Source organism: Motiliproteus sp., assembly GCF_965230735.1.
Classification (GTDB): domain Bacteria; phylum Pseudomonadota; class Gammaproteobacteria; order Pseudomonadales; family Balneatricaceae; genus Motiliproteus.
The window spans coordinates 3,220,166-3,242,112 of sequence record NZ_OZ246016.1; the positions used below are offsets into that span (position 1 = coordinate 3,220,166).

Here is a 21,947-nt window from a genome sequence, read left to right on the forward strand (position 1 = left end):
TCTGCTACAGATATCCCTGTTAGCCGTTCAATCGCTACATTTGGGCGATTTTTGACCCATAAGAATACCGTTAACGGGTGACTTTCCACCCAAACAGCGCACCCAAACAGCGCGCCAAGACAGGCTGATGACAGCCAATCTTGCTTTGATAGACCTGAGCATCCCGTCCCCGCGACGATCGGGATGACGATAAATTGAGGAGAACCATTCGATGTCGAGCGATTTCGATAAAGACGCCCTGGCCTACCACCGAGCCGGACCGGCCGGCAAGCTGGCGATTGTCGCCACCAAACCCATGGCCACCCAACGTGACCTGGCACTGGCCTACTCCCCCGGGGTTGCCGCTGCCTGTAACGAAATCGTTCGTGACCCATTCGAAGCCTCCACCGTCACCGCCCGCTCCAACCTGGTCGGCGTTATCTCAAACGGCACCGCGGTGTTGGGGCTCGGCGCTATCGGCGCGCTGGCTTCCAAGCCGGTGATGGAGGGTAAGGCGGTTCTGTTCAAAAAGTTTTCGAATATCGATGTGTTCGATATCGAGGTCGATGAAACCGATCCGCAGATGTTTATCGAGACCGTAGCCCGTCTCGAACCCACCTTCGGCGGCATCAACCTGGAAGACATCAAAGCACCCGAGTGCTTTATTATCGAAAAAGAGCTGAAACAGCGGATGAATATCCCGGTGTTCCACGACGATCAGCACGGCACCGCCATCGTCGCCGGGGCGGCGGTCTACAACGGCCTGCGGGTGGTGGACAAGGATATCAGCCAGATCAAGCTGGTCGCCTCTGGCGCCGGGGCGGCAGCACTATCGTGCCTGAACCTGTTGGTGAAGATGGGCGTCCCGCGGGAGAACATCTGGGTCACCGATATCGCCGGTGTGGTCTACGAAGGCCGTACCGAGCAGATGGACGAATACAAGTCCGTCTATGCCCAGAACACCGACGCCCGCACCTTGGATGACGTCATCGAAGGCGCCGATGTGTTCCTTGGCCTGTCCGCCGCCGGTGTGTTGAAGCCGGAAATGGTCAAGAAGATGGCCGACAATCCGATGATCCTGGCACTGGCCAACCCCAATCCGGAGATTATGCCCGACGAGGCCCTGGCCGCCCGCGACGATGTGATCATGGCGACCGGCCGCTCGGACTATCCCAATCAGGTCAACAATGTTCTCTGCTTCCCGTTCATCTTCCGTGGTGCACTGGACTGCGGCGCCACCACCATCAACGAAGAGATGAAGGTTGCCTGCGTCAAGGCGCTCGCTGATCTGGCGATGGCCGAGCCGATCGACCGGGTCCAGAAAGCCTACGCCGGCGAGCCGCTGCGCTTTGGCCGGGAATATTTGATCCCCAAACCGTTCGATCCGCGCCTGATTTTTGAAGTCGCCCCGGCAGTCGCCAAGGCGGCCATGGATACCGGCGTTGCGACCCGTCCGATCAAGGATCTGGATGCCTATCGCCGCAGCCTGGCCCGCTATGCCTACCGTTCTACCCAGGTGATGAGCCCGGTATTGGAGCGCGCCAAGCAGGAACCCAAGCGGGTCGTGTTTGCCGAAGGCGAAAGTAACCGGATTCTGCAGGCGGTACAGCAGGTGGTGGATGAAGGGGTCGCGCGTCCGATGCTGGTCGGCAGCACCAAGCGGATCAAGCGCAAACTCGAGAAATTGCAGCTTCGCCTCAAGCCGGGCATCCACTTCGATATCGTCGATCCCCAGGATAACGACTGGTTCGAAGCCTACTTGGAAGATTACCTGCAACGCATGGGCCGCCGAGGCATCTCCCCGGACGAAGCCAACAGTATTCTCCGCTCTGACAAAACGGTGATTGCGGCGATGATGCTGTTGCGCGGTGACGCCGATGCGATGCTTTGCGGTGCCCACGGGCGCTTCCGCCAGCACCTGGAACGGGTCGACAGCCTGATCGGCAAATCCGAAGGGGTCAAAGACTTTGCCACCGTGACGGTGCTGAGCTTGCCCAAAGGCACCTTCTTTGTCTGCGACTCCCATATCAATCCCGATCCGACTCCGGAAGAGGTGGTCCAGACCACCCTGCTGGCCGCCGAAGAGATGCGCCGTTTCGGCATTCTTCCCAAAGCCGCCCTGCTGTCGCACTCCAACTTCGGCACCAACGATCACCCCTCTGCACTAAAAATGCGCAAAGCCCTGGAACTGCTGCGCCAACAGGCACCGGAATTGATGGTCGACGGTGAGATGCACGCCGACGCCGCCATCTCCGAAGAACTGCGCAACAAGTCCCTGCCCGAGTCGGTCCTGCGCGGTCAGGCCAACCTGCTGGTGATGCCCAATGTCGAATCGGCCCATATCGCCTACGGCCTACTCAAGACCCTGGGCGGCGGTATCTCGGTCGGCCCGATTTTGCTGGGGGCCGAAAAGCCGATCCATATCATGACCGCCAGTACCAGCGTACGTTCGATCTTCAATATGACCGCCATCGCGGTGGCCGAAGTGCAGAACCTGGTGGACGAACAGGCCTGATCTTTGCTTAGCTAAAAGGGACACCGGGTGAAGCTCTCACCCGGCGCTCCCAGCCAAGCACAACCCTGGAGTACCTCAGCCCATGCCTGGACAAGATAGAGAACTAACCCTGCGTTTTCTGGCCGAACCCGCCGACGTCAACTTCGGCGGCAAGGTTCACGGCGGTGCCGTGATGAAATGGATCGACCTGGCCGCCTACGCCTGCGCCGCCGGCTGGAGCGGCAAATACTGCATTACCGTCTACGCCGGAGGGATTCGTTTCGTACAGCCGATCTTCGTCGGCAATATCGTCGAAGTTTCGGCCAAGGTGATCTACACCGGCAGCACCTCGATGCATATTGGACTGGACGTACGTGCCCGCGATCCGAAGAGTTCCGAACGCCACCTGACCACCCACTGCGTGGTGATCATGGTCGCCGTCGACGATGCCGGACGACCCAGCTCGGTGCCTGAGTGGATTCCGGAAACCGATGAAGATATCAAGCTTCGCGACTCGGCCATCACGCTGATGGAAATGCGTAAGAAGATCGGCCAAGAGATGGAAGCCCACGTCAAAAGTTGACGAGCGTGGTTGAGGGTCGTTTTCAGCTTCTTCTTGAGTTGGAAAAATGCACGCCCGTCTCCAGAAAAACCCAGTGGGTACACCCAACCCAAAAAAAACGGCCACCCTAAGGTGGCCGTTTCTGTTGGAAGCCTCTGTTCCTAACCGAAGATCAGGTTCGGCAGCCAGAGCGCGATCTGCGGGAAGATCACCACCAATGCCAGGCCGATAGTCTGCATGATCACAAACGGTATAGCCGACTTGTACAGATCCATAATGGTGATCGATGGTGGTGCCACCGATCGCATATAGAATAGGTTGTAGCCGAACGGTGGCGTCAGATAGGCCGCCTGCATGCTGAGGATAAACAGCACTGCGAACCAGATCGGGTCGAAGCCCAGGCTCTGAACGATCGGGACGAACAGCGGCACCGTAATAAACACGATGGCAAAGTCATCCAGGAACATCCCCATAACGAAGTAGCAGGCCAGCATCGCCACGATAACCAGCATCGGCGCCAGCTCGGCATCTTCCAACAGCTCTTCGACGATATAACCGGCACCCAGTCCGATATAGATCTTACTGAAGAACACCGCCACCATGGTGATCCACATGATCATACCCATCAGCTTGGTGGTCGAGAACAGCACATCCTTCATCATCTCCATCGTCAATCGACGGTGCATCGCTGCCGCAACGATAGCGCCAAAGGCACCGATGGCCGACGCTTCTGATGGCGTGGTGATACCGAAGATGATACAGCCAAGCACACTGCCGATAATCAGGCCCGGCATAATCAGCGCTTTCAGTGCTTTGATTTTCTCAACGCCATTACAGCGCTCTTCTTCCGGTGCCGGCGGCCCCATATCAGGATTAATCCGGCAGCGGATCAGCACGTACAGCATGTAGATAACGGCGAGCATCAAGCCCGGAACCAAACCGGCAGCAAACAGCTTGCCGACCGATTCCCGAGCCAGGAAGGCGTAGACGATCATCAGTACGCTGGGCGGAATCAAAAAGCCCAAGGCACCACCGGCCATGATGGTGCCGGTTACCAACTTCTTGTCATAGCCACGCTTCAGCATCGACGGCAGTGCAATGATACCCAAGGACACCGTGGCCGCACCGGAAACCCCGGCCATCGCCGCGATCAGCGCACAGATAATAACGGTTCCGATACCCAAGCCGCCGGGCAGGCCACCCATCAGCTTGTGCATCATCTCAAACAGGTCATCGGTGATGCCGGAGCGCTGTAGCATCAAGCCCATGAAAATAAACAGTGGCAATGCCACCAGCAGGAAGTTGTCCATCACTCCGTAAGTGGAGGTGACCAACAAGCCGAGGCCTTCAACGCCCCAGAGGAAATAGGCCGAGCCGACGCCGGAGATCAGCAGCGCCCATGCTAGCGGCGCCCCCATCATCAACAGCACCAGCATCGAGCTGAACATAATGCCGGTTACGACTAGCGGATCTAAATCAGCCATATAAAACAGTCCGGAAAAGTAACTCTCACAGATCCACATCCGACGATATCGCTAGCGTCAGATACAGCTGACCCACCAAAAGGTGGGTCAACGGATCAAGTCAGGGGCTCGTGCTCCTGCGCGCGGGGATCATCTATCTCAATATTAAAGGCGGTACAGAAATCGCGAATCAGCTCGGCCAAGCTTTGCAAAATAACCAGCCCTACCGCGATCGGCATCACCGTTTTGAACGGATAGATAATGGGTTGCCAGGTACCCTTGTTGGAAATCTCCTCCATCGCCCAAGACTCGGCAGCGAACTCCCAAGCCAGTTTGAAGAAGATACACATTACGAATAGTCCTAGCGAATGGGTGATCAGATCCAGAAACGCACGACCGCGCTTGCTGAACATCTGATAGATCACTTCGCTTCGAACATGTCCCTTGTGACGCAGGGTATAAGCCCCCGCCCCAAAACACACGGTACCGTAGATCATCGCCGAGAGTTGATGCACCCACTCGGTGGGCACACCAATGATGTAGCGATTGGCAATTTCCCACAGCAGAATCCCGATCATCAACGGGATCAGCCAGGAAATGGACTTTCCGACCCAGTCGGAAAGTCCATCCTGAAGCACCAGATACTTGGTGATCAGGCTCATTACAGACGACCGGTCGCCTTAGCCATCTTCACAGCCAGCTCGATCGCCTTGGCGTTACGCGGAGAGCGATCAGCCTCAGCCTTCCAGACATCCTGAGCAGCGGCGGTAATGCGCTTGGAGTCTTCAGCGGACAGGGTATTGAAGACGAACAAGCCTTCTTCAGAAGCGGCTTCACGGTTACCGTTGTTGAACCAGTTGTACTGGTCAGCAGCCAGCTGAGTGACAGCCATGGTCAGAATCGCTTTGTGCTCCTCGGACAGTTTGGCCCACTTCTTCTCGTTCATCAGGATGCAGTCGGTCCATCCCGGAGTGATCATGTTCAGCGAGGTGTAGTGCTTAGCCACTTCAACCAGCTTCAGATCACGGTATTCCATGGTGCCGCCGTAGATACAGCCGTCGATAACACCAGTGGACAGTGCAACATACAGCTCCTGAGCCGGCAGGTTAACGGTGGGAATACCCAGCTCTTTGAAAGTCTTGGCAACAGCCGGCGTGGCACGGATCTTCATCTTCTTCAGATCGTCCAGGCTCTTGATCGGCTCTTTGGTCAGCAGGTCATAACCGCCGCCGTAGCTGATGCCCATGTGACGGATGCCTTTCTCGGCATAGGCTTCGGCTACCAGGTCGTGCAGACCCATGCCGTGGAACAGGTAATCGGCTTCGTCACGGTTCGGCCACATGCCCGGCAGACCGGATTCGATGGTGGCGATGTCGATCTGGCCCGGCCAGTAACCGCCATAGCCCAGCGCCATATCCAGAGTGCCCTTACCTACCGCATCAGCCATCTGATCGTTCGGTACCAGCTCACCACCGCTGAAGTTGGTGATACGCAGGCTACCGCCACTGGCTTCTTTAACCAGCTTGGCGAAGCGCTTCATGTTCGCTTCGTTTTCGGTGCCGTAAAAGCGCTGCATACGAAGACGAACGGTCTTGGCGGCGTTGGCGCTGGTGGACATCATGGTTGCAGTGCCGGCAGCAACACCAGTAGCAGCTGCGCCTTTCAGAAACTTACGACGATCCATAGTTATCCCCTATAGGTTATTTTTTTGGGTTGAGCACACTTCAGACGGGTACTTCGCGTACCTCTCAACGCTGAGTCTTTTGAACAACGCTGTTAAAACTACCCGCATCGCACCGGGTAAGTAAACTGGTAAATTATTTATCGATACTCTTGTTTCTCAAAAATCCATATATATTTAATATGAAACACAAAGTCTCTTTATATAAAAGAGCCGATTGGTCCAGCAGTGGTCCAAAAAAAGGAAATTCGTTTGCCTATTTCAAAATTTTAGGAAAACTTCCCAAACAAGCGTTCAAACACTCGTTATAACGACCATGCTGATTTTTTTTCTAAAACTTTAGTCTTGCTTGATAATTTCTCATCCCAACGTGCTATCCAGCTCTTTCACGTTCTCCATCACCACAAAGGTACTGGTCTGCTGAACATGGGGCAGCGATGACAACTGTTCACCCAATACCTGTCGGTAGGAGGCCATATCACTGGTACGCACCTTCAGCAGGTAGTCAAACCCACCTGCGGTCATATGGCACTGCTCCACGGCAGGTAACTGTCGAACCGCCAGGTTGAACGCTTCCAATGCCTTTGAGCTGGTATCGCTGAGCGTGACCTGGACAAAGGCAATATGGCTCTGTCCCAGCTTGGTCTGATCGACCAGCGCGACGTAGCCTAAAATATATCCTTGCTGTTCAAGGCGCTTCATCCGCACCTGACAGGGGGTCTTCGAAAGACCGACCCGGGAGGCCAGTTCCGTTACCGTAATTCGACCATTCTTTTGCAACTCGGCCAGTATCGCAAGGTCGAGCTTGTCGAGGACCTCTGGCATAGGACTGTTTCCTTTATAAGTACTTCTTTTCTTTTTTATTCAACAAGATAGCAACTATCAGCCACAAAGCCATTACTGCATCGCAAAAGTCTTTATGCCTATTGATAAGACCACTTTATCCCAAAGATCCTTTTTTTTTGCAAATAAAAATCCAACAGACTACAGATCATCTAAAATTTAGGAAAAAAGCAAAAAGCCTCAACCCTATAATTTCCCCACAACAAAACATTGAGGATTTAAGCATGTCATCGGCTATCGAAAACGCCCCCCAAACCGACTCCCTGCGCAGCCAGATCCGGCAACATTACTTAGCCGATGAAGCCCAATGCATTAAGCAGCTGATCGCCAGAGCCGCCCTGTCGGAGCAGATCCGCCAGCAGATTTCTGAAAACGCCGCCGCGCTGGTTCGTCAGGTTCGCAGCAACTCCAGCCCCACCATGATGGAGAAGTTTCTCGGCGAATACGGCCTCAATACCGAAGAGGGTGTGGCACTGATGTGTCTGGCCGAGGCGCTGCTGCGGGTACCTGACAGCTACACCATCGATGCGCTGATCGAAGACAAAATCTGCTCCGGTAACTGGAGCGAGCACCGTGGGCAGTCCAACTCCTCGTTGATCAACTCCTCCACCTGGGCACTGCTGATTACCGGCAAGCTGATCGGCCCGATCGACAGCCAGGGCCTGACCCAAACTCTTCGCTCACTGCTCAAGCGCCTGGGTGAGCCGGTGGTTCGAACCGCCGTAGCCCAAGCGATGAAAGAGCTGGGGCGCCAGTTCGTGCTGGGCCGCACCATCAGCGAAGCAACCAGCCGTGCCCGTAAGTATGAAAAGCAGGGTTACAGCTACTCCTACGATATGCTGGGCGAAGCGGCTCGCACCGATGCCGATGCATTGCGTTACCACCAAGCTTACAGCGATGCGATTGCCGAGCTGGCTACCAGCTGCCAGTCCGACGATATCCGCACCAACCCGGGTATCTCGGTCAAGCTGTCGGCACTGCACCCTCGCTATGAATACGGCCAGCGTGAACAAGTGTTGGAAGTACTGGTTGAGCGAACCAAGCAACTGGCCCGCCAGGCCCGCGCCGCCAACATGGGCTTCAATATCGATGCCGAAGAGGCCGACCGCCTGGACCTGTCGCTGGATATCATCGAGGCGGTATTGAGCGATCCCGAGCTGGAAGGCTGGGATGGCTTCGGCGTGGTGGTGCAGGCCTTCGGCCAGCGCGCCCCGTTCGTACTCGACTGGCTCTATGCCCTGGCTCAGCGCCTGGATCGCAAGATCATGATCCGTCTGGTGAAAGGCGCCTACTGGGATGCCGAGATCAAACGTGCCCAAACTCTAGGCCTGGACGGTTTCCCGGTCTTCACCCGCAAGCACAACTCGGACCTTTCCTATATCGCCTGCGCCAAGCAACTGCTGCAGATGACCGACCGGATCTACCCGCAGTTCGCCACCCACAATGCCCACTCGGTTTCGGCGATCCTGTCCCTGGCCGATGACAAGGCCTGTTTTGAGTTCCAGCGCCTGCACGGGATGGGTGAATCGCTGCACGACACCGTGCTGAAGCAGCAAGGCACCCGCTGCCGGATCTACGCCCCGGTCGGCGCCCACAGTGACCTGCTGGCCTATCTGGTCCGCCGCCTGCTGGAGAACGGCGCCAACAGCTCGTTCGTAAACCAGATTGTCGATACCCGGATCAGCCCGGAGCAGATCGCCAGCGACCCGTTCGACGCCGTTCTGGCACTGGGCGACAATCTCAGCTCCCAGGCGATCGCCCGTCCGGCCGATATCTTCGGCAAGGGTCGGATCAACGCCCGCGGTTGGGATATCACCGACCCGATGGCAATGGATGAGCTGGATCGTCAGCGCAACGAATTCCGCCAGCATCGCTGGAGTGCCGGACCGATCACCGCCACTGGTGCCGACGGAGCCCAGACCGAGATCGTCCGCAACCCGGCCAACCCGGAAGACCATGTGGGTCAGGTGACACAGTCATCCCGCACCGACATCGACAATGCCCTTCGCGATGCCGTCGAGGGTGCCGCCCAATGGCAACAGGTGCCGGCCGAGCAACGGGCGGCTTGTCTGAAGAAAGTGGCTGACCTGTACGAGCAACACGCGCCGGAGCTGTTTGCCCTGACCTGTCGTGAGGCCGGTAAAAGCATGCTCGACAGCGTCGCGGAGATCCGTGAAGCGGTGGATTTTGCCCGTTTCTACGCCGACGAGGGGGTACGCAACGCCCAGGGTCAGGCCCGTGGCGTGATCTGCTGCATCTCGCCGTGGAACTTCCCGCTGGCGATCTTCTCCGGCCAGATCCTGGCCGCCTTGGCCGCCGGCAACAGCGTGGTCGCCAAACCGGCCCCGCAAACCGTGCTGATCGCGGCCCGTGCCGTAGAACTGATGCACCAGGCCGGTATCCCCCGCGACGCGCTACAGCTATTGCCGGGTGACGGCGCCGAAGTCGGTGGCGCGATGACCTCCGACCCACGGGTCGACGGCGTCTGCTTTACCGGCTCCACCGCCACCGCCCAGCTGATCAACCGCAGCATGGCCGACAAGCTGTCACCATCGGCGCCGCTGATCGCCGAAACCGGTGGCCTCAACGCGATGATCGTCGACTCCACCGCCCTGCCGGAGCAGGTAGTGCGCGACGTCCTGGCGTCGGCGTTCCAGAGCGCCGGCCAGCGTTGCTCGGCACTTCGGATGCTCTACATCCAGGAAGATATCGCCGACTCGTTGCTGGAGATGCTGTTCGGCGCCATGGACGAGCTCAAGCTCGACAACCCCTGGCTGCTGTCCACCGATATCGGCCCGGTTATCGACCAGGCCTCCAAGGACAAGATCGACAACCACTGCGCCGCCTTTGCCGCCCAGGGCCGCCTGATCAAGCAGCTGCCGATTCCAGCTCAGGGTACCTTTGTCGCCCCGGCGGTGATCCGTCTCGACAGCATCGATCAGCTGGAGCAGGAGATCTTCGGCCCGATCCTGCATGTGGCCACCTACAAGGCCAACGAGCTGGATCAGGTGATCGACAAGATCAACGCCCGCGGCTACGGCCTGACCTTCGGCCTGCACACCCGGGTCGACAACCGGGTCGATCACATCATCAGCCGAATCAAGGTCGGCAACCTGTACGTCAACCGCAACCAGATCGGCGCTGTGGTCGGCAGCCAGCCGTTCGGTGGCGAAGGCCTGTCCGGTACCGGTCCCAAGGCCGGCGGCCCCCACTACGTGGCTCGCTTCCGCCTCGAGCAGCGTGATCCGATCAACGTGGCTGGCGAAGCTAAAGCGATCGACAGCAACGCGCTCGAGCAAGCCCTGGCCCAGATCGGTCAGCGTCAGGTTGAGTGGAGCCAACAGGCCGACAAGCAAGCCAAACTCAAGGCGCTGTTCGGTGACCGGGTCGACGAGTTGAATACCGATGCCTTCGATGCCGAGCTGATGCCCGGACCGACCGGTGAACTGAACCGCCTGTCCAGCAGCGCCCGCGGCACCCTGCTGTGCCTTGGACCGGATAGCGATTCTGCCCGCGATCAAGCGATCCTGGCCCTGGCCCAAGGCAATGCTGCGGTGGTGGTCACGCCAAATACCGAGGCGCTGACCGGCCAAGCTGCCGAGCTGGGTCTACCACTGGTGGCGATCGACGGTCAGCTCCAAGCCGAGGCGCTGGGCTCGATCCAGGGGATCGCTGCGATCTGCAGCTACGCCGAGGATCAGCAGCTCAAAGCCTATCGTCAGGTACTGGCCCAGCGTGACGGTGAGCTACTGGCACTGATCACCGAGCGCAACGCGCCGGAACGTCTGGTGCTGGAGCGCCACCTGTGCATCGACACCACCGCCGCCGGTGGTAATGCCAGCCTGATCGCCGCCTCCGAGTAAGCTCGATCATCCAGGCCGGTCCCAAAGGGCCGGCCTGATCCTACACTGTCGCATCATGGACGCATCGAGCGATTATGCGGTTGATGCTCCGTCCTTCAATCGTTTCAACTCTCGCCAGGGAAAGAAGTAAACACTGTAAACCACCGCGTAAACGATAAAGGATTCCAGCGCCAGGAAGTGACAGAAGGCGAAGAAAAAGATCAGCAGGTGCATTCGCACCACATTCATATAGGGACGCGACATCGCGTCACCCATCTGCGATTTTCGCTTTTTAGTCGGTTTCTGAACCGTCTCGGGAAGCTCTCGATCCGCAAGCTCTCGATCCTCAACCTCTTGCTCTGGACGTATCGCCTTGAGGATCGGCTTCAATAGATAACGACGCTCGGCCAGCACGGCAGGAAGCAGGAAGATGCCGTACGGCACCATCAGGTGCTCGAAGGTTAACGCCCACAGCAGCAAGGGATTCATAAAGGCGTCGCCAAAGCCATCAGCCGGCATGCCGTCGATCGGAAAGAAACTGCTCAAAAACACCGAGTGTCCGGCGTGGAAGGCCCCGAAATGGAACGAGAAGAAGGCCAGAAAGAACAGGCCACCACCGCCGATCGCCAATAGCAGTGGCAACAAGACCGCTCGATTCACCCCCGGCTGGCTCGCCCCCCGAATGCCGACCAGCGCACCGCCCAGGATGGCGGACAGCAGCGTCAGATAGCCCAACACCAGGCTGCAAAGCCACAGGCTCCAGACCAGATCGGTTGTCTGCCATTGCATCCCATAGGCGATCCCCAGCCCCGCCAGAAACGCCACGAAGTCGGGACTGGTTCGTTTAAGAAAAGCGCCTGTGGCCGCCGTCGTCATTCGATCCATCCTTAATAATCGCCGATTTATCCATCAATCTCTCTGAATTACCAGTACCCTACATCCAGCAGCCTACATCGGAGCCGGTGGAGCCCCAAACGCTCTCTGCCTGATATCAGATACCAAGCACAGGTTTATGCAAAATCTCAGGATTTGAGTACCGCATCCAGATACAGGTCCAACAGCCGGTCCCCTTCCTGGGCCAGGTCGAGACGGAACGCGCGATCCTGATCCGGCGTCAGATGGCTGTGCAGCAGCCCATGGGTGTAACTCATCAGGCTTTGGGCCAACAACGGCGGCGGTAGCTCCACTTTCAGGCAGCCGCGCTCGCTCAGCACCTCGAAGGCTTGCTCCATCGCGCTCCAGATCTCTTCCTTTTTACCACCCAGGTAGCGGTGCAGCTCGGTCTGTTGCTCGGTGAATTCGATATTGTGCATGACAATCTTCATCACCTGACCCAGCTCCGGCTCGCTGACCAGCGCATGAATAATCTGTTTCAATGCCTGTCGGAACGCCTCACCCGGTTGCTCGGTGTCCAGCTTCTGCAGCAGTTCGGCAAAGCCACGGTGCAGGGTTTCTGCGTTGCGCTCCCACAACGCCTGCACCACCGCGTCCTTGTTCTTGAAGTGCCAGTAGATCGCTCCCCGGGTCATGTTGGCTTCGGAGGCGATCTGATTCAGGGTCGTGGTCGCCACCCCCTGACGAATAAACAGCTTCCCCGCCGCGTCCAACAACGCGTGGTAGGTCTGTTCGGCTTCCTGTTTGGTTTTTCTGGCCATGGTTACGGGATTCTAATGATTTACGCTCAATCGAAAAGGGAGGGACGCCCTATTATACATACATTCATGTATGTATAATTTCTGCTCTTCACTGTTGCTATCGATGGAAGCCCCCCATGCAGCGTCTGACAGCCTTCAGCACCGTAGCCCTTTTGACCTCCGTTTTCAGCCTGACCGGCTGCCGCTCCGAACAACCCGAGTCGATCGACGCCCCAGCGGAGATCGCGCGTCCCGCCAAGATCGTGAAGGTCAGTCAGAACCGCACTAGCCTGGTACGCACCTACCCCGGCACCCTGGGAGCCTCCGAACATGTCGATCTCTCCTTTCGGGTCGGCGGACAATTGATCGAGTTGCCGGTACAGCCGGGCCAGCGGGTCAAGAAAGGTGAATTGCTGGCCCAATTGGACGAAGCGGATTACCGCAACAGCTTCACCGAACGTCAGGCTCGCTTCGAGCTGGCCCAGATCCAATTCGATCAGATCTCCAAGCTGCGCAGCAAAAACCTGGCCAGCAAACTGCAACACGATCAGGCCTCGGCCGAAATGAAATCGGCGCGCGCCGCCCTGAGCCAGGCTCGCGACAATCTTGATTACACCCGCCTGGTTGCCCCCTTTGACGGTGTCGTAGCCAAACTGGAGGTTGAGAATTACCAATCGATCCAAGCCAAGTCGCCGGTGCTAGAACTACAGGACGACAGCCGTATCGACATTCACTTCAGCGTACCCGAATCGCTAATCACCAACCTGAAACGGACCGACAACCCGCAGCAGGCGATGCAGACGCTTTGCGGCGAGGCCCGCTTCTACAGCCAACCGGGTAAAGCCTTTAAGGCCTGCTACAAAGAGCATGATGCGACCCCCGACCCGCTGACCCGCAGCTTCGGCTCGGTGTTCACCCTGGTCGAGCAGACCGATTTCCCCGCCCTGCCCGGCATGAGCGCATCGATCAGCGTCGATCTGTCGGCCTTTGTCGCCGAACAGCCCGACAACAGCCTGTTGGTACCGCTGGAGGCGGTATTCGAGAATCAGGACAAACGCTGGATCTGGCAGGTTGACGGGCAATCCCGCGCCCGCCTGTCCGAGGTTAAGGTCGGTCGCCTGATCGATGACCAGCTCGAGATCCACGCCGGGCTCGACAGCGACAGCCGGATTATCGCCGCCGGGGTCAGCTATGTCCGTGACGGCATGCTGGTTAAGCCGATGGTCAAGGAGCGGGGGCTGTAAGCGATGGACTTGACCGAATACAGCATCCGCAACCGCACCATCAGCTGGATGGTGGTACTGCTGTTGATCGGCGGAGGCTTTCTGGCCTTCAACGATCTGGGCCGTCTGGAAGACCCCAACTTCACCATCAAGCAGGCGATTATCCTGCTCGACTATCCGGGCGCCTCGGCGCTGGAGGTCGAAGAGGAGGTCACCCTGCCGGTGGAAAACGCGCTGCAGCAGCTCTCCTATCTCGACAACATCACCTCGACCTCCAGCAATGGCCTGGCGCAGATCATGGTCGAGATGAAGAGCATCTATCGCAAAGACGACCTGGCTCAGATCTGGGACGAGATGCGGCGTAAGATCCGTGATATGCAGGGTCGCCTCCCTCCCGGCGTTTCTGAGCCGCGGATTGTCGATGATTTCGGCGATGTTTACGGCATGTTCCTGACCATTACCGGCCAGGATTACAGCTACGAGGAACTGGCCGATTACACCGACTACCTGCGCCGCGAGCTGGTGCTGGTGCCCGGTGTGGGCAAGGTGAATGTCGGCGGCCGTCGCCAGGAGCAGATTTTTATAGAGGCCGACCGGGCTAAATTGACTGCCACCGGTTTCGCGATGAGCGACATTCAGGCTCTGCTCAGAACCCAGAATCTGGTGGGCGATGCCGGTAAAATCCGGGTCGGCAGCGAGTACCTGCGTATCAGCAGCAAGACCGAAGATGGCGATGGACTCTCCGGGCTGGCCAACATGCTGATCGGCAATGTCGATGGCCAGCTGATCTACCTGCAGGATGTCGCCACCATCAGCAAAGGCTACGCCGACCCTCCCGCCCACCTGTACCGCTCCAATGGCCAGTCCGCCCTGACCCTGGGCATCTCCTTCGCCAGCGGGGTCAACGTGGTCGAAGTGGGTGAGGCGATCAATGCTCGCCTGGCCGAATTGGAAGGCCAGCGCCCGGTAGGCATGCTGCTGGGCACCGTCTACGACCAGCCGGGCCAGGTGGCCGAATCGGTGGATAACTTCCTGGTCAGCCTAGGCCAGGCGGTGTTGATCGTGATCCTGGTGCTGTTGTTCACGATGGGGCTGAAACCGGGCATCCTGATGAGCTCGGTATTGATGCTGACGATTCTCGGCACCTTCATCGTCATGGATATCTACGCCATCGAACTGCACCGGATCTCCCTCGGCGCCCTGATCATCGCCTTGGGTATGCTGGTGGATAACGCCATCGTGGTGACCGAAGGGATCATGATCGGGCTGCAGCGCGGTCAAACCCGCCTGCAGGCGGCCAAGTCGGTGGTCGGGCATACCAAATGGCCGCTGATGGGCGCCACCATCATCTCCATCACCGCCTTCGCCCCCATCGGCCTGTCCCCCGATGCCAGTGGTGAGTTCACCGGCAGCCTGTTCTGGGTGCTATTGATCTCGCTGCTGCTGAGCTGGATTTTCGCCATCACCCTGACCCCGTTTTTCTGCTTCCTGATGTTCAAGGAGCAAAAAACCGAATCGGACGCAGAAACTGGCGATCCCTATCGGGGCTTTGCCTACCAGGGCTACCGCGTCCTGCTGCAGCTGTGTCTGCGCTTTCGCTGGCTGACGATGACCGCGATGCTGGCAGCCCTGATTGCCGCGCTGGCCGGTTTCACCCAGGTCAAACAGGCATTCTTCCCGGCCAGTTCGCTGCCGATGTTTATGGTCGAGTACTGGTTGCCGGAAGGAAGCGATATCCGCGCCGTCAATGCCGATATCCAGACGCTGGAGCAGGACCTGAAGCAGTTCGAACAGATCCAACAGGTCACCGCCACCATCGGTCGAGGCGCCGAGCGTTTTATGCTGACCTACAGCCAGGAGTTCAGCTATCCCAGCTACGCGCAGCTGATCATCCGGGTGGAAAACTTCGATCAGGTCCAACCGACCATCGATGAACTACGCCAGCTGCTGAACCAGCGTTATCCGCAGGCCTTCACCAAGTTCCAGCGTTTCAGCATCGGTCCGAGCACCAAGGCCAAGATTGAAGCTCGGCTGATCGGTCCCGATCCCCAGGTGCTGCGCCACTACAGCGAGCAGGTGATCGCGGTGTTCGAAGCCGATCCGGACACCATCAACGTTCGCCAGGATTGGCGTGAGCGCACCAAGGTGCTGCAACCGGTCTACAACGAAGCCGAGGGGCGCCGCCTGGGGATCAGCAAGACCGACTTGGATACCGCCGTCGCCACCCACGTCGAAGGCGAAACCGTCGGACTCTACCGTCACGGCACCAAGCTGCTGCCGATCGTGATCCGACCACCGGCGATCGAGCGCGCCTCGATCGGCTCGTTGGAGGATATTCAGGTCTACAGCCCGGCCAAGGGTGCCTACGTCAATATCGGCCAGGTGATGGAGCGGGTCGATCTGGCCTGGGAGGACCCACTGATCAAGCGCCGCGATCGCAAGCGTACCCTGTCGGTTCAGGCCGATCCGATCGACGGCATGACCGCCACCACCCTGCACAACAAGATCCGCGGCAAGATCGAAGCGATCGAGCTACCACCCGGCTATGAGCTTCAGTGGGGCGGCGAGTACGAAACCCAGCGCGACGCCAACAAGGCCGTGTTCGCCTTTGTGCCGCTGGGCGTACTGGTGATGATCGTGCTGACCGTGGTGTTGTTCGGCTCTGCTAAACAGGCGCTGGTGGTCTGGATCACCGTGCCGCTGTCGGTGATCGGCGTCACCATCGGCCTACTGGTGATGGATGCGCCCTTCAGCTTTATGGCGCTGCTGGCGGTGTTGAGCCTGGTCGGGATGCAACTCAAAAACGGTATCGTGCTGGTGGAGGAGATAAAACGCCTGCGGGAGGACGAAGGCCAGCCCTGGCTTGACTCGATCACTCAGGCGGCCATCAGTCGTCTACGTCCGGTCACCATGGCGGCTATCACTACCGTGCTGGGGATGCTGCCGCTGCTTAGCGACGTGTTCTTCCAGCCGATGGCCGTCACCATCATGTTCGGGCTCGGGTTTGCAACCCTGCTGACCCTGATCGTGGTACCGGTGCTGTTCGCACTATTTTATGGGGTACGTTATCGCGCGGCTCAACAACAGGCGACTGAGCCCGAAGCGCCGGGTTGCTGATTCGACAACAAGGCGCCCCGGCTCGACATGCGGGGGCGCTGGAATCCTGTGAAGGGGTCCGCTTCCGAGACTCCTCCTTCCCTGCTATCCCAGCCCGAACGCCGGCATCAGATATCTTTGACCAGCCTCAGCGCATCGTAGATCGCGGCATGAGTATTTCTGGAAGAGACCGCGTCTCCGATACGGAATAACTGGAATTCGCCATTCTCGTTCGAACGAATCCTTTGTGGACGCCCTGCCACAAGGTCTTCATAGTTCACCTCGCCCCGGTTGACCGACCACGGTTTCAACTCCGTATAGACATCATCCAGGGGGCGGGTGCCGTGATTCACCACCACCTGATCCACAGATCGCTCACGGAGGAATTCGCCATAGTCACTGCCGACGACAGCTTTGAGACCAGTCCCGTCACGGGCGATGCTTTTCAACCGCCAGGCCACGGTAAAGGTGGTATCAAGTACCTGCAGGGATCGCATATAGGGAACCAGATTCATCGCCATCACTTCGGGGGCGAAGGAACGATCCGGGGTCATCACCTCCACCTTGGCTCCGCTGGAGGCGATAATTTCTGCCGCCTGAAGCCCGGCATGGTCACCGGCATCATCGAAAACCAGCACATTGTTACCCGGCTTAATATCACCGGCGATAATGTCCCAGGCGGACACCACCAGCTCATTGCCCTGCTCCAACACCTCGGTATGGGGTAGCCCACCGGTCGCCACGATCACCACGTCCGGATTTTGCTCACGCACCCCATCGCCATCGGCAAAGTTGTTGAAATGAAATTTCACCCCCATCTCGACACATTCGTCATAGCGCCAGTCAGTGATGGAAATCATCTCCCGGCGCCGTTCGGACTGGGAGGTCAGCAGTACCTGACCACCGGTTTTATCCGCGGCTTCAAAGACGGTGACCTGATGCCCCCGTGCCGCGGCAACCCTGGCGGCTTCAAGCCCGGCCGGGCCGGCCCCGATGACGACAACCTTTTTGGGCTGGTCGGATTTGGGAATGTCGTGGGGGATGGTGAGTTCACGCCCGGTGGCCGGGTTGTGAATACAGTAGGCCTCACCGCCCTGATAGATCCGATCGAGACAGTAATTGGCACCGACACAGGGACGAATGCGATGCTCCTGGCCCGAGGTGATTTTCCGGATGATGTGTGGATCGGCCATATGGGCACGGGTCATGCCCACCATATCCAGTTTGCCGCTGTCGATCGCATAGCGCGCCGTGGCCACATCGGGGATTTTTGCGGCATGGAAGACGGGCAAATTGGTCGCCTGTTTGACCCGTGCGGCAAAGTCCAGGTGAGGCGCATTGCGCATCCCCTGCACCGGGATCACGTCGGTTAAGCCCGGATCGGTATCGATATGGCCGCGAACCACATTGAGAAAATCAACCATTCCCGACTGTTCGAGCAGCCGTGAAATTTCAATCCCGTCCTCTTCGTTCAAGCCTCCGGGAAGCGCTTCGTCGGCGGTATAGCGGACTCCGACAATAAAATCATCGCCGACCCGTTTTCTGATCGCAGCTAAGGTATCGAAGGTAAAACGCAGTCGATTGTTCAGGTCGCCGCCATAGGGCGCCTCGAGCGAATTGGTTAACGGCGACCAGAACTGATCCATCAGGTGGCCATAGGCCTGTAACTCGATGCCGTCCAGACCGGCGGCTTTCATACGCTCGGCCGCATCGGCGTAATCGTTGATGATCCGCTCGATATCCCAATCTTCGGCCTGCTTCGGAAAGGCCCGATGTGCCGCCTCACGCTCGTACCCTGCCGAGACCGCAGGTAACCAATCCCCTTTGTCCCAACGGGTACGCCGCCCAAGGTGGGTCAGCTGGATCATGACGGCCGTACCGTAGTCATGGCACTCGTCGGCAATCTGTTTCATCCAGCCGACGACTTCATCCTGCCAGGCGAGGATATTGTTGAATACCGGCGGACTATCACGCGACACGGACGCCGACCCGGCCGTCATCGTCAACGCGACACCGGCCTTGGCCCGCTCCACGGTATAGGCCCGGTACTTATCCTTCGGCATCCCGTTTTCAGGATAGGCCGGCTCATGGGACGTGATCATGATCCGATTGCGCAGGGTTAGGTGCTTTAACTGAAACGGGCTGAGTAATGGGTCGTTGGACATGATCCACCTCGGTTCTTATTGCCATCTTTTCAGCGACCCTACCTTTCAATGTACACTAGTGTCAATTATATATACATAAACGTCATTCTCATTGACGCCTTTGTTAAGACTGGCTATAAAGCCCGGCATGAATAGCACAACAGACAAATCCCCGGATTCGCGCAGCTCGCGAGAGCTCTGGCTCTCGGCCGCCTTTGAGGCCCTGGTTCAGAACGGCGTTGGCGCCGTCAAGATCCAACCGCTGGCGGAGCAGTTGAAGTTATCCCGGACCAGCTTTTACTGGTATTTCAAGGACAGGAAGGCGCTGTTATCCGCGCTGATCGAAGAGTGGAACCGCAAAAACACCGGCGGTTTAACCGCGGCAACCGAGGCCTACGCCGAGTCCCTTGCAGAAGCGGTACTCAACGTCATCAGCGCATTTCTTGATGCCAACCAGTTTGATTCCAAGTTGGATTTTGCGATCCGAAGCTGGGCATTGCAGGATCCGGACGTAATGGAAGAAGTCAGAATCGCGGATGAGGTTCGACTACAAGCCCTCATCGCCATGTTTGAAAAACACGGCTATGACCGCCACGATGCCGATGTGCGCGCCCGAACCATCTATCTGGTCCAGATCGGCTATATCTCGATGCAAGTCCAAGAGGATCTGGCCACCCGGATGGCGCGTATTCCCAACTATGTCGCCACCTATACCGGCCAGCAGCCCACCCCCAATGAGATCGCACGCTTCCATGCTCGCCACCATTTCGTTCCTGAATCTTAAAACCACGGAGCCGATGCCATGCTGAAACGGGTTGGTCTGGTGGGAGCAACAGGCTGGATGGGCGCACTGATTGGCCAGGCCCTGCTTTCCGGCAACAGGCTCCGTCCGGAGCAGCTGAGCTGCCTGAACCGTAGCGCCTCCAACGCCGGTTACGCGGCCTATCCCGCGGTCAAGTGGGCCGCCAATTTTTCCGAACTAATCGAGCTCAGCGACACCCTGATTTTATCCGTGCGGCCGGAACAGTTTCGTGACGCGAATTTCTGCTGTGGCGACAAGCTGGTGATCTCACTGATGGCCGGCATCCCGATAAAAGAGCTTGCCGATCGGACCGCTGCATCACGAATTATTCGGGCCATGCCTAATTCCGCCGCTGAAATAGGCCGCTCCTTTACTCCCTGGTTCGCCAGTCCGGAAACAACAGCAACCGACCGCCAGATCGCAACAGCAATCCTTGAAGCGATCGGTGAGACTCAACAGCTCGACGATGAGCAACAACTGAACGTTCTGACCGGGTTGTCGGGTGCCGGACCCGCCTACACGGCGCTGCTGATTTCCGCCCTGTCACAAGCCGCAATAAATGCCGGCATCCCCGAAGCGATCGCATTGAAAGCCGCCACCGCAACGGCGGTCGATGCCGCTCAAGTACTATCGCGAAGCGATAGAGATTCGGAAACCATTATCCACGACTATCTAAGTTATGACGGCGTGATAACGGCGGCGCTCAAGGCGGCACAAACGTCCGGCTTTTACCGGTCCATCAACCATGCCCTGCTGGCGGCCAATCAAAAAGTCACCGAGCTGGAAAGCCAAGGGGATGAGAGCCCGACGAACTAAGTTCTGAGTCGGAGGACAGCTCAACAAGCGGTTATTCCCGCCCTGTCAAAGATTTTTACAAAAAGCCTCGTTCTCAGGGCAGCTCAAGCACTGATCAAAAAACAACCTCTTGCATTAGAAGATCATCATCCTGATCGGCATAGCTGATGCATGATCAGCTAAAAAAGGGCAACGAGGAGCTACTATGAGAACTTTCCTTTCAAAGAAGGTTGCTTTCGCGCTCCCCCTGACACTCGTTACACTTTCCGCGGAAGCAACGCCCCTTAGCCTGTACGGCGCAAGCATCGACTTGAATTCCGAAGCCTGTATCACCTACGGTGATGCCGTCAGTTGCTCCGCCCCGCTATTGAATGTCTTGGCGGGACTGGACCAAAACACCAAGGTCGCCGACGGCGGCTATGTCCTGCCGACACCCCAGGGCGCGCTGGATTCCTACATTGTTATCGGTGCCGGCGGTGGCGCACAGGATAATGGCGATATCGATCCCGTCGTCGGAGCGGTTGAAGACGGTTTCGACAGTAACGATGTTCAAAACGATGAGTTTTTTGCGACCGGCACAACGGGAACCACAGCCGGGAATTTATCGGACCCCGACAACAACAACCTGCTCCAATCACAGGATGCACTCGGAACCTGGGATGTCTCGATTGAATGGTTGATTGATGCGCTGACTTTTTCCGATGGCCGCCACGATCTGATGATCGTGCTTCGACTATAACCAGCCCCAGAATACCACCACGTCGTTGGATTTCTGGTCACTGATTACTATAAGGGATACCGACGGCGGGCTGAGCGATATCAATTACGAGATCCTTCAAAACAACCCCCCCGGTTCAACCACCACAACCTACGATCAGTTTACGACCAGCAAAACCTTTAACAGCATGCCGGCATCGACCGACTTCGGGACCGTCAACGGCGTCACCTGTATAGACGAAGACAACTCCGAACCCATAGCAATCCTACCGATTCCCGGCGGCCAGTGCCCAGCCGGTTACGAAACCGCCGTTGATAATGCCCAATCGACTTCGGATACGGAGATATTTGCTTTCCTGCCGGAATTAAATGCGATGCTGGAAAACTACCTTCTGGCAGGTTACGACACCCTGTCTGCCCGTGTGCTACTGGGCTGCTTCGGCGGTACACCGCAGGGCAGTTTCAATCCGGGTCTTGGCTACCTGTCCGATGAAAGCACGGGGGGTACCACCGACAATTGCGGTTCCGGTGGATTCGCGGACATCTTCCTGCTGGCCGGGGACCTGAGAGACGAGCCTCCGGGTGTTCCCGAACCCCCGATGCTGCTGATGTTCGGTTTGGCTTTAGGTACGCTGCTGTTACGTCGGCGCTTCAGTTAACCGGGTTCCAGCC

At 57.9% G+C, this 21,947-nt stretch carries 16 protein-coding genes; 9 read left to right on the top strand and 7 right to left on the bottom strand.

Annotated elements, in window-relative coordinates; translation table 11 throughout:
* The first annotated feature begins 211 nt into the window (after window positions 1-211).
* Both ACO05M_RS14845 and ACO05M_RS14850 read left to right on the top strand, forming a co-directional pair.
* Complete coding sequence (locus ACO05M_RS14845) at window positions 212-2,494, top strand: NADP-dependent malic enzyme (RefSeq protein ID WP_421864506.1); 2,283 nt, start codon at window positions 212-214, stop codon at window positions 2,492-2,494.
* An 82-nt stretch (window positions 2,495-2,576) separates the two neighbouring features.
* Window positions 2,577-3,056: an acyl-CoA thioesterase gene (locus tag ACO05M_RS14850; protein ID WP_421864509.1), complete on the top strand. Its 480-nt coding sequence runs from the start codon at window positions 2,577-2,579 to the stop codon at window positions 3,054-3,056.
* A 140-nt stretch (window positions 3,057-3,196) separates the two neighbouring features.
* Here ACO05M_RS14850 and ACO05M_RS14855 read toward each other — a convergent pair whose 3' ends face one another.
* The 4 genes from ACO05M_RS14855 to ACO05M_RS14870 form a co-directional block, all read right to left on the bottom strand.
* A complete protein-coding gene (locus ACO05M_RS14855) occupies window positions 3,197-4,519 on the bottom strand; it encodes a TRAP transporter large permease (protein ID WP_421864512.1) in 1,323 nt (440 codons plus the stop codon).
* Between the two features lie 95 nt (window positions 4,520-4,614).
* Window positions 4,615-5,160, bottom strand: coding sequence for a TRAP transporter small permease subunit (locus ACO05M_RS14860; RefSeq protein ID WP_421864515.1), 546 nt, complete (start codon window positions 5,158-5,160; stop codon window positions 4,615-4,617).
* Complete coding sequence (dctP, locus tag ACO05M_RS14865) at window positions 5,160-6,182, bottom strand: TRAP transporter substrate-binding protein DctP (protein ID WP_421864518.1); 1,023 nt, start codon at window positions 6,180-6,182, stop codon at window positions 5,160-5,162. Before dctP ends, ACO05M_RS14860 begins: the two co-directional genes overlap by 1 nt.
* Window positions 6,183-6,539: 357 nt before the next feature.
* Window positions 6,540-7,004 (bottom strand): Lrp/AsnC ligand binding domain-containing protein, encoded by a 465-nt coding sequence (locus ACO05M_RS14870; RefSeq protein ID WP_114694804.1) that lies wholly within the window; start codon window positions 7,002-7,004, stop codon window positions 6,540-6,542.
* 242 nt (window positions 7,005-7,246) lie between these two features.
* On the opposite strand from ACO05M_RS14870, the gene putA reads away from it, so the two are divergent.
* Entirely contained in the window at window positions 7,247-10,885 is a 3,639-nt protein-coding gene (gene putA / locus ACO05M_RS14875) for a bifunctional proline dehydrogenase/L-glutamate gamma-semialdehyde dehydrogenase PutA (protein ID WP_421864521.1), read from the top strand.
* Between the two features lie 72 nt (window positions 10,886-10,957).
* Here putA and ACO05M_RS14880 read toward each other — a convergent pair whose 3' ends face one another.
* Window positions 10,958-11,740, bottom strand: coding sequence for a DUF6498-containing protein (locus tag ACO05M_RS14880; protein WP_421864524.1), 783 nt, complete (start codon window positions 11,738-11,740; stop codon window positions 10,958-10,960).
* A 146-nt stretch (window positions 11,741-11,886) separates the two neighbouring features.
* On the bottom strand, window positions 11,887-12,519 hold the full coding sequence (locus ACO05M_RS14885) for a TetR family transcriptional regulator (protein ID WP_421864527.1): 633 nt from the start codon (window positions 12,517-12,519) through the stop codon (window positions 11,887-11,889).
* A 116-nt stretch (window positions 12,520-12,635) separates the two neighbouring features.
* Here ACO05M_RS14885 and ACO05M_RS14890 point away from each other — a divergent pair, with 116 nt between their 5' ends.
* Window positions 12,636-13,742: an efflux RND transporter periplasmic adaptor subunit gene (locus tag ACO05M_RS14890; RefSeq protein ID WP_421864530.1), complete on the top strand. Its 1,107-nt coding sequence runs from the start codon at window positions 12,636-12,638 to the stop codon at window positions 13,740-13,742.
* A gap of 3 nt (window positions 13,743-13,745) precedes the next feature.
* Window positions 13,746-16,838, top strand: coding sequence for an efflux RND transporter permease subunit (locus tag ACO05M_RS14895; protein WP_421864533.1), 3,093 nt, complete (start codon window positions 13,746-13,748; stop codon window positions 16,836-16,838).
* 107 nt (window positions 16,839-16,945) lie between these two features.
* On the opposite strand, the gene ACO05M_RS14900 is transcribed toward ACO05M_RS14895, so the two are convergent.
* On the bottom strand, window positions 16,946-18,982 hold the full coding sequence (locus tag ACO05M_RS14900) for an FAD-dependent oxidoreductase (RefSeq protein ID WP_421864537.1): 2,037 nt from the start codon (window positions 18,980-18,982) through the stop codon (window positions 16,946-16,948).
* A 127-nt stretch (window positions 18,983-19,109) separates the two neighbouring features.
* On the opposite strand from ACO05M_RS14900, the gene ACO05M_RS14905 reads away from it, so the two are divergent.
* From ACO05M_RS14905 to ACO05M_RS14920, 4 genes are all read left to right on the top strand, one after another.
* Entirely contained in the window at window positions 19,110-19,745 is a 636-nt protein-coding gene (locus tag ACO05M_RS14905) for a TetR/AcrR family transcriptional regulator (RefSeq protein WP_421864540.1), read from the top strand.
* An 18-nt stretch (window positions 19,746-19,763) separates the two neighbouring features.
* A complete protein-coding gene (locus ACO05M_RS14910) occupies window positions 19,764-20,579 on the top strand; it encodes a pyrroline-5-carboxylate reductase family protein (protein ID WP_421864543.1) in 816 nt (271 codons plus the stop codon).
* Between the two features lie 184 nt (window positions 20,580-20,763).
* Window positions 20,764-21,297 carry a hypothetical protein gene (locus tag ACO05M_RS14915; protein WP_421864546.1) on the top strand — a complete coding sequence of 178 codons (534 nt, stop codon included), beginning with the start codon at window positions 20,764-20,766 and terminating at the stop codon, window positions 21,295-21,297.
* 25 nt (window positions 21,298-21,322) lie between these two features.
* The gene (locus tag ACO05M_RS14920) at window positions 21,323-21,934 is read left to right on the top strand and encodes a PEP-CTERM sorting domain-containing protein (RefSeq protein ID WP_421864549.1); all 612 of its coding nucleotides are present in this window, start codon (window positions 21,323-21,325) and stop codon (window positions 21,932-21,934) included.
* Window positions 21,935-21,947: the final 13 nt, after the last annotated feature.

Excerpts from the sequence above, each read along its gene's own strand:
- ACO05M_RS14850 (WP_421864509.1), top strand. The coding sequence starts at position 2,577 with ATGCCTGGACAAGATAGAGAACTAACCCTGCGTTTTCTGGCCGAACCC.
- ACO05M_RS14855 (WP_421864512.1), bottom strand. The coding sequence starts at position 4,519 with ATGGCTGATTTAGATCCGCTAGTCGTAACCGGCATTATGTTCAGCTCG.
- ACO05M_RS14895 (WP_421864533.1), top strand. The coding sequence starts at position 13,746 with ATGGACTTGACCGAATACAGCATCCGCAACCGCACCATCAGCTGGATG.
- ACO05M_RS14905 (WP_421864540.1), top strand. The coding sequence starts at position 19,110 with ATGAATAGCACAACAGACAAATCCCCGGATTCGCGCAGCTCGCGAGAG.
- putA (WP_421864521.1), top strand. The coding sequence starts at position 7,247 with ATGTCATCGGCTATCGAAAACGCCCCCCAAACCGACTCCCTGCGCAGC.
- ACO05M_RS14860 (WP_421864515.1), bottom strand. The coding sequence starts at position 5,160 with ATGAGCCTGATCACCAAGTATCTGGTGCTTCAGGATGGACTTTCCGAC.
- ACO05M_RS14915 (WP_421864546.1), top strand. The coding sequence starts at position 20,764 with ATGAGAACTTTCCTTTCAAAGAAGGTTGCTTTCGCGCTCCCCCTGACA.
- ACO05M_RS14880 (WP_421864524.1), bottom strand. The coding sequence starts at position 11,740 with ATGACGACGGCGGCCACAGGCGCTTTTCTTAAACGAACCAGTCCCGAC.
- ACO05M_RS14890 (WP_421864530.1), top strand. The coding sequence starts at position 12,636 with ATGCAGCGTCTGACAGCCTTCAGCACCGTAGCCCTTTTGACCTCCGTT.
- ACO05M_RS14885 (WP_421864527.1), bottom strand. The coding sequence starts at position 12,519 with ATGGCCAGAAAAACCAAACAGGAAGCCGAACAGACCTACCACGCGTTG.
- ACO05M_RS14900 (WP_421864537.1), bottom strand. The coding sequence starts at position 18,982 with ATGTCCAACGACCCATTACTCAGCCCGTTTCAGTTAAAGCACCTAACC.
- ACO05M_RS14910 (WP_421864543.1), top strand. The coding sequence starts at position 19,764 with ATGCTGAAACGGGTTGGTCTGGTGGGAGCAACAGGCTGGATGGGCGCA.
- dctP (WP_421864518.1), bottom strand. The coding sequence starts at position 6,182 with ATGGATCGTCGTAAGTTTCTGAAAGGCGCAGCTGCTACTGGTGTTGCT.
- ACO05M_RS14845 (WP_421864506.1), top strand. The coding sequence starts at position 212 with ATGTCGAGCGATTTCGATAAAGACGCCCTGGCCTACCACCGAGCCGGA.
- ACO05M_RS14870 (WP_114694804.1), bottom strand. The coding sequence starts at position 7,004 with ATGCCAGAGGTCCTCGACAAGCTCGACCTTGCGATACTGGCCGAGTTG.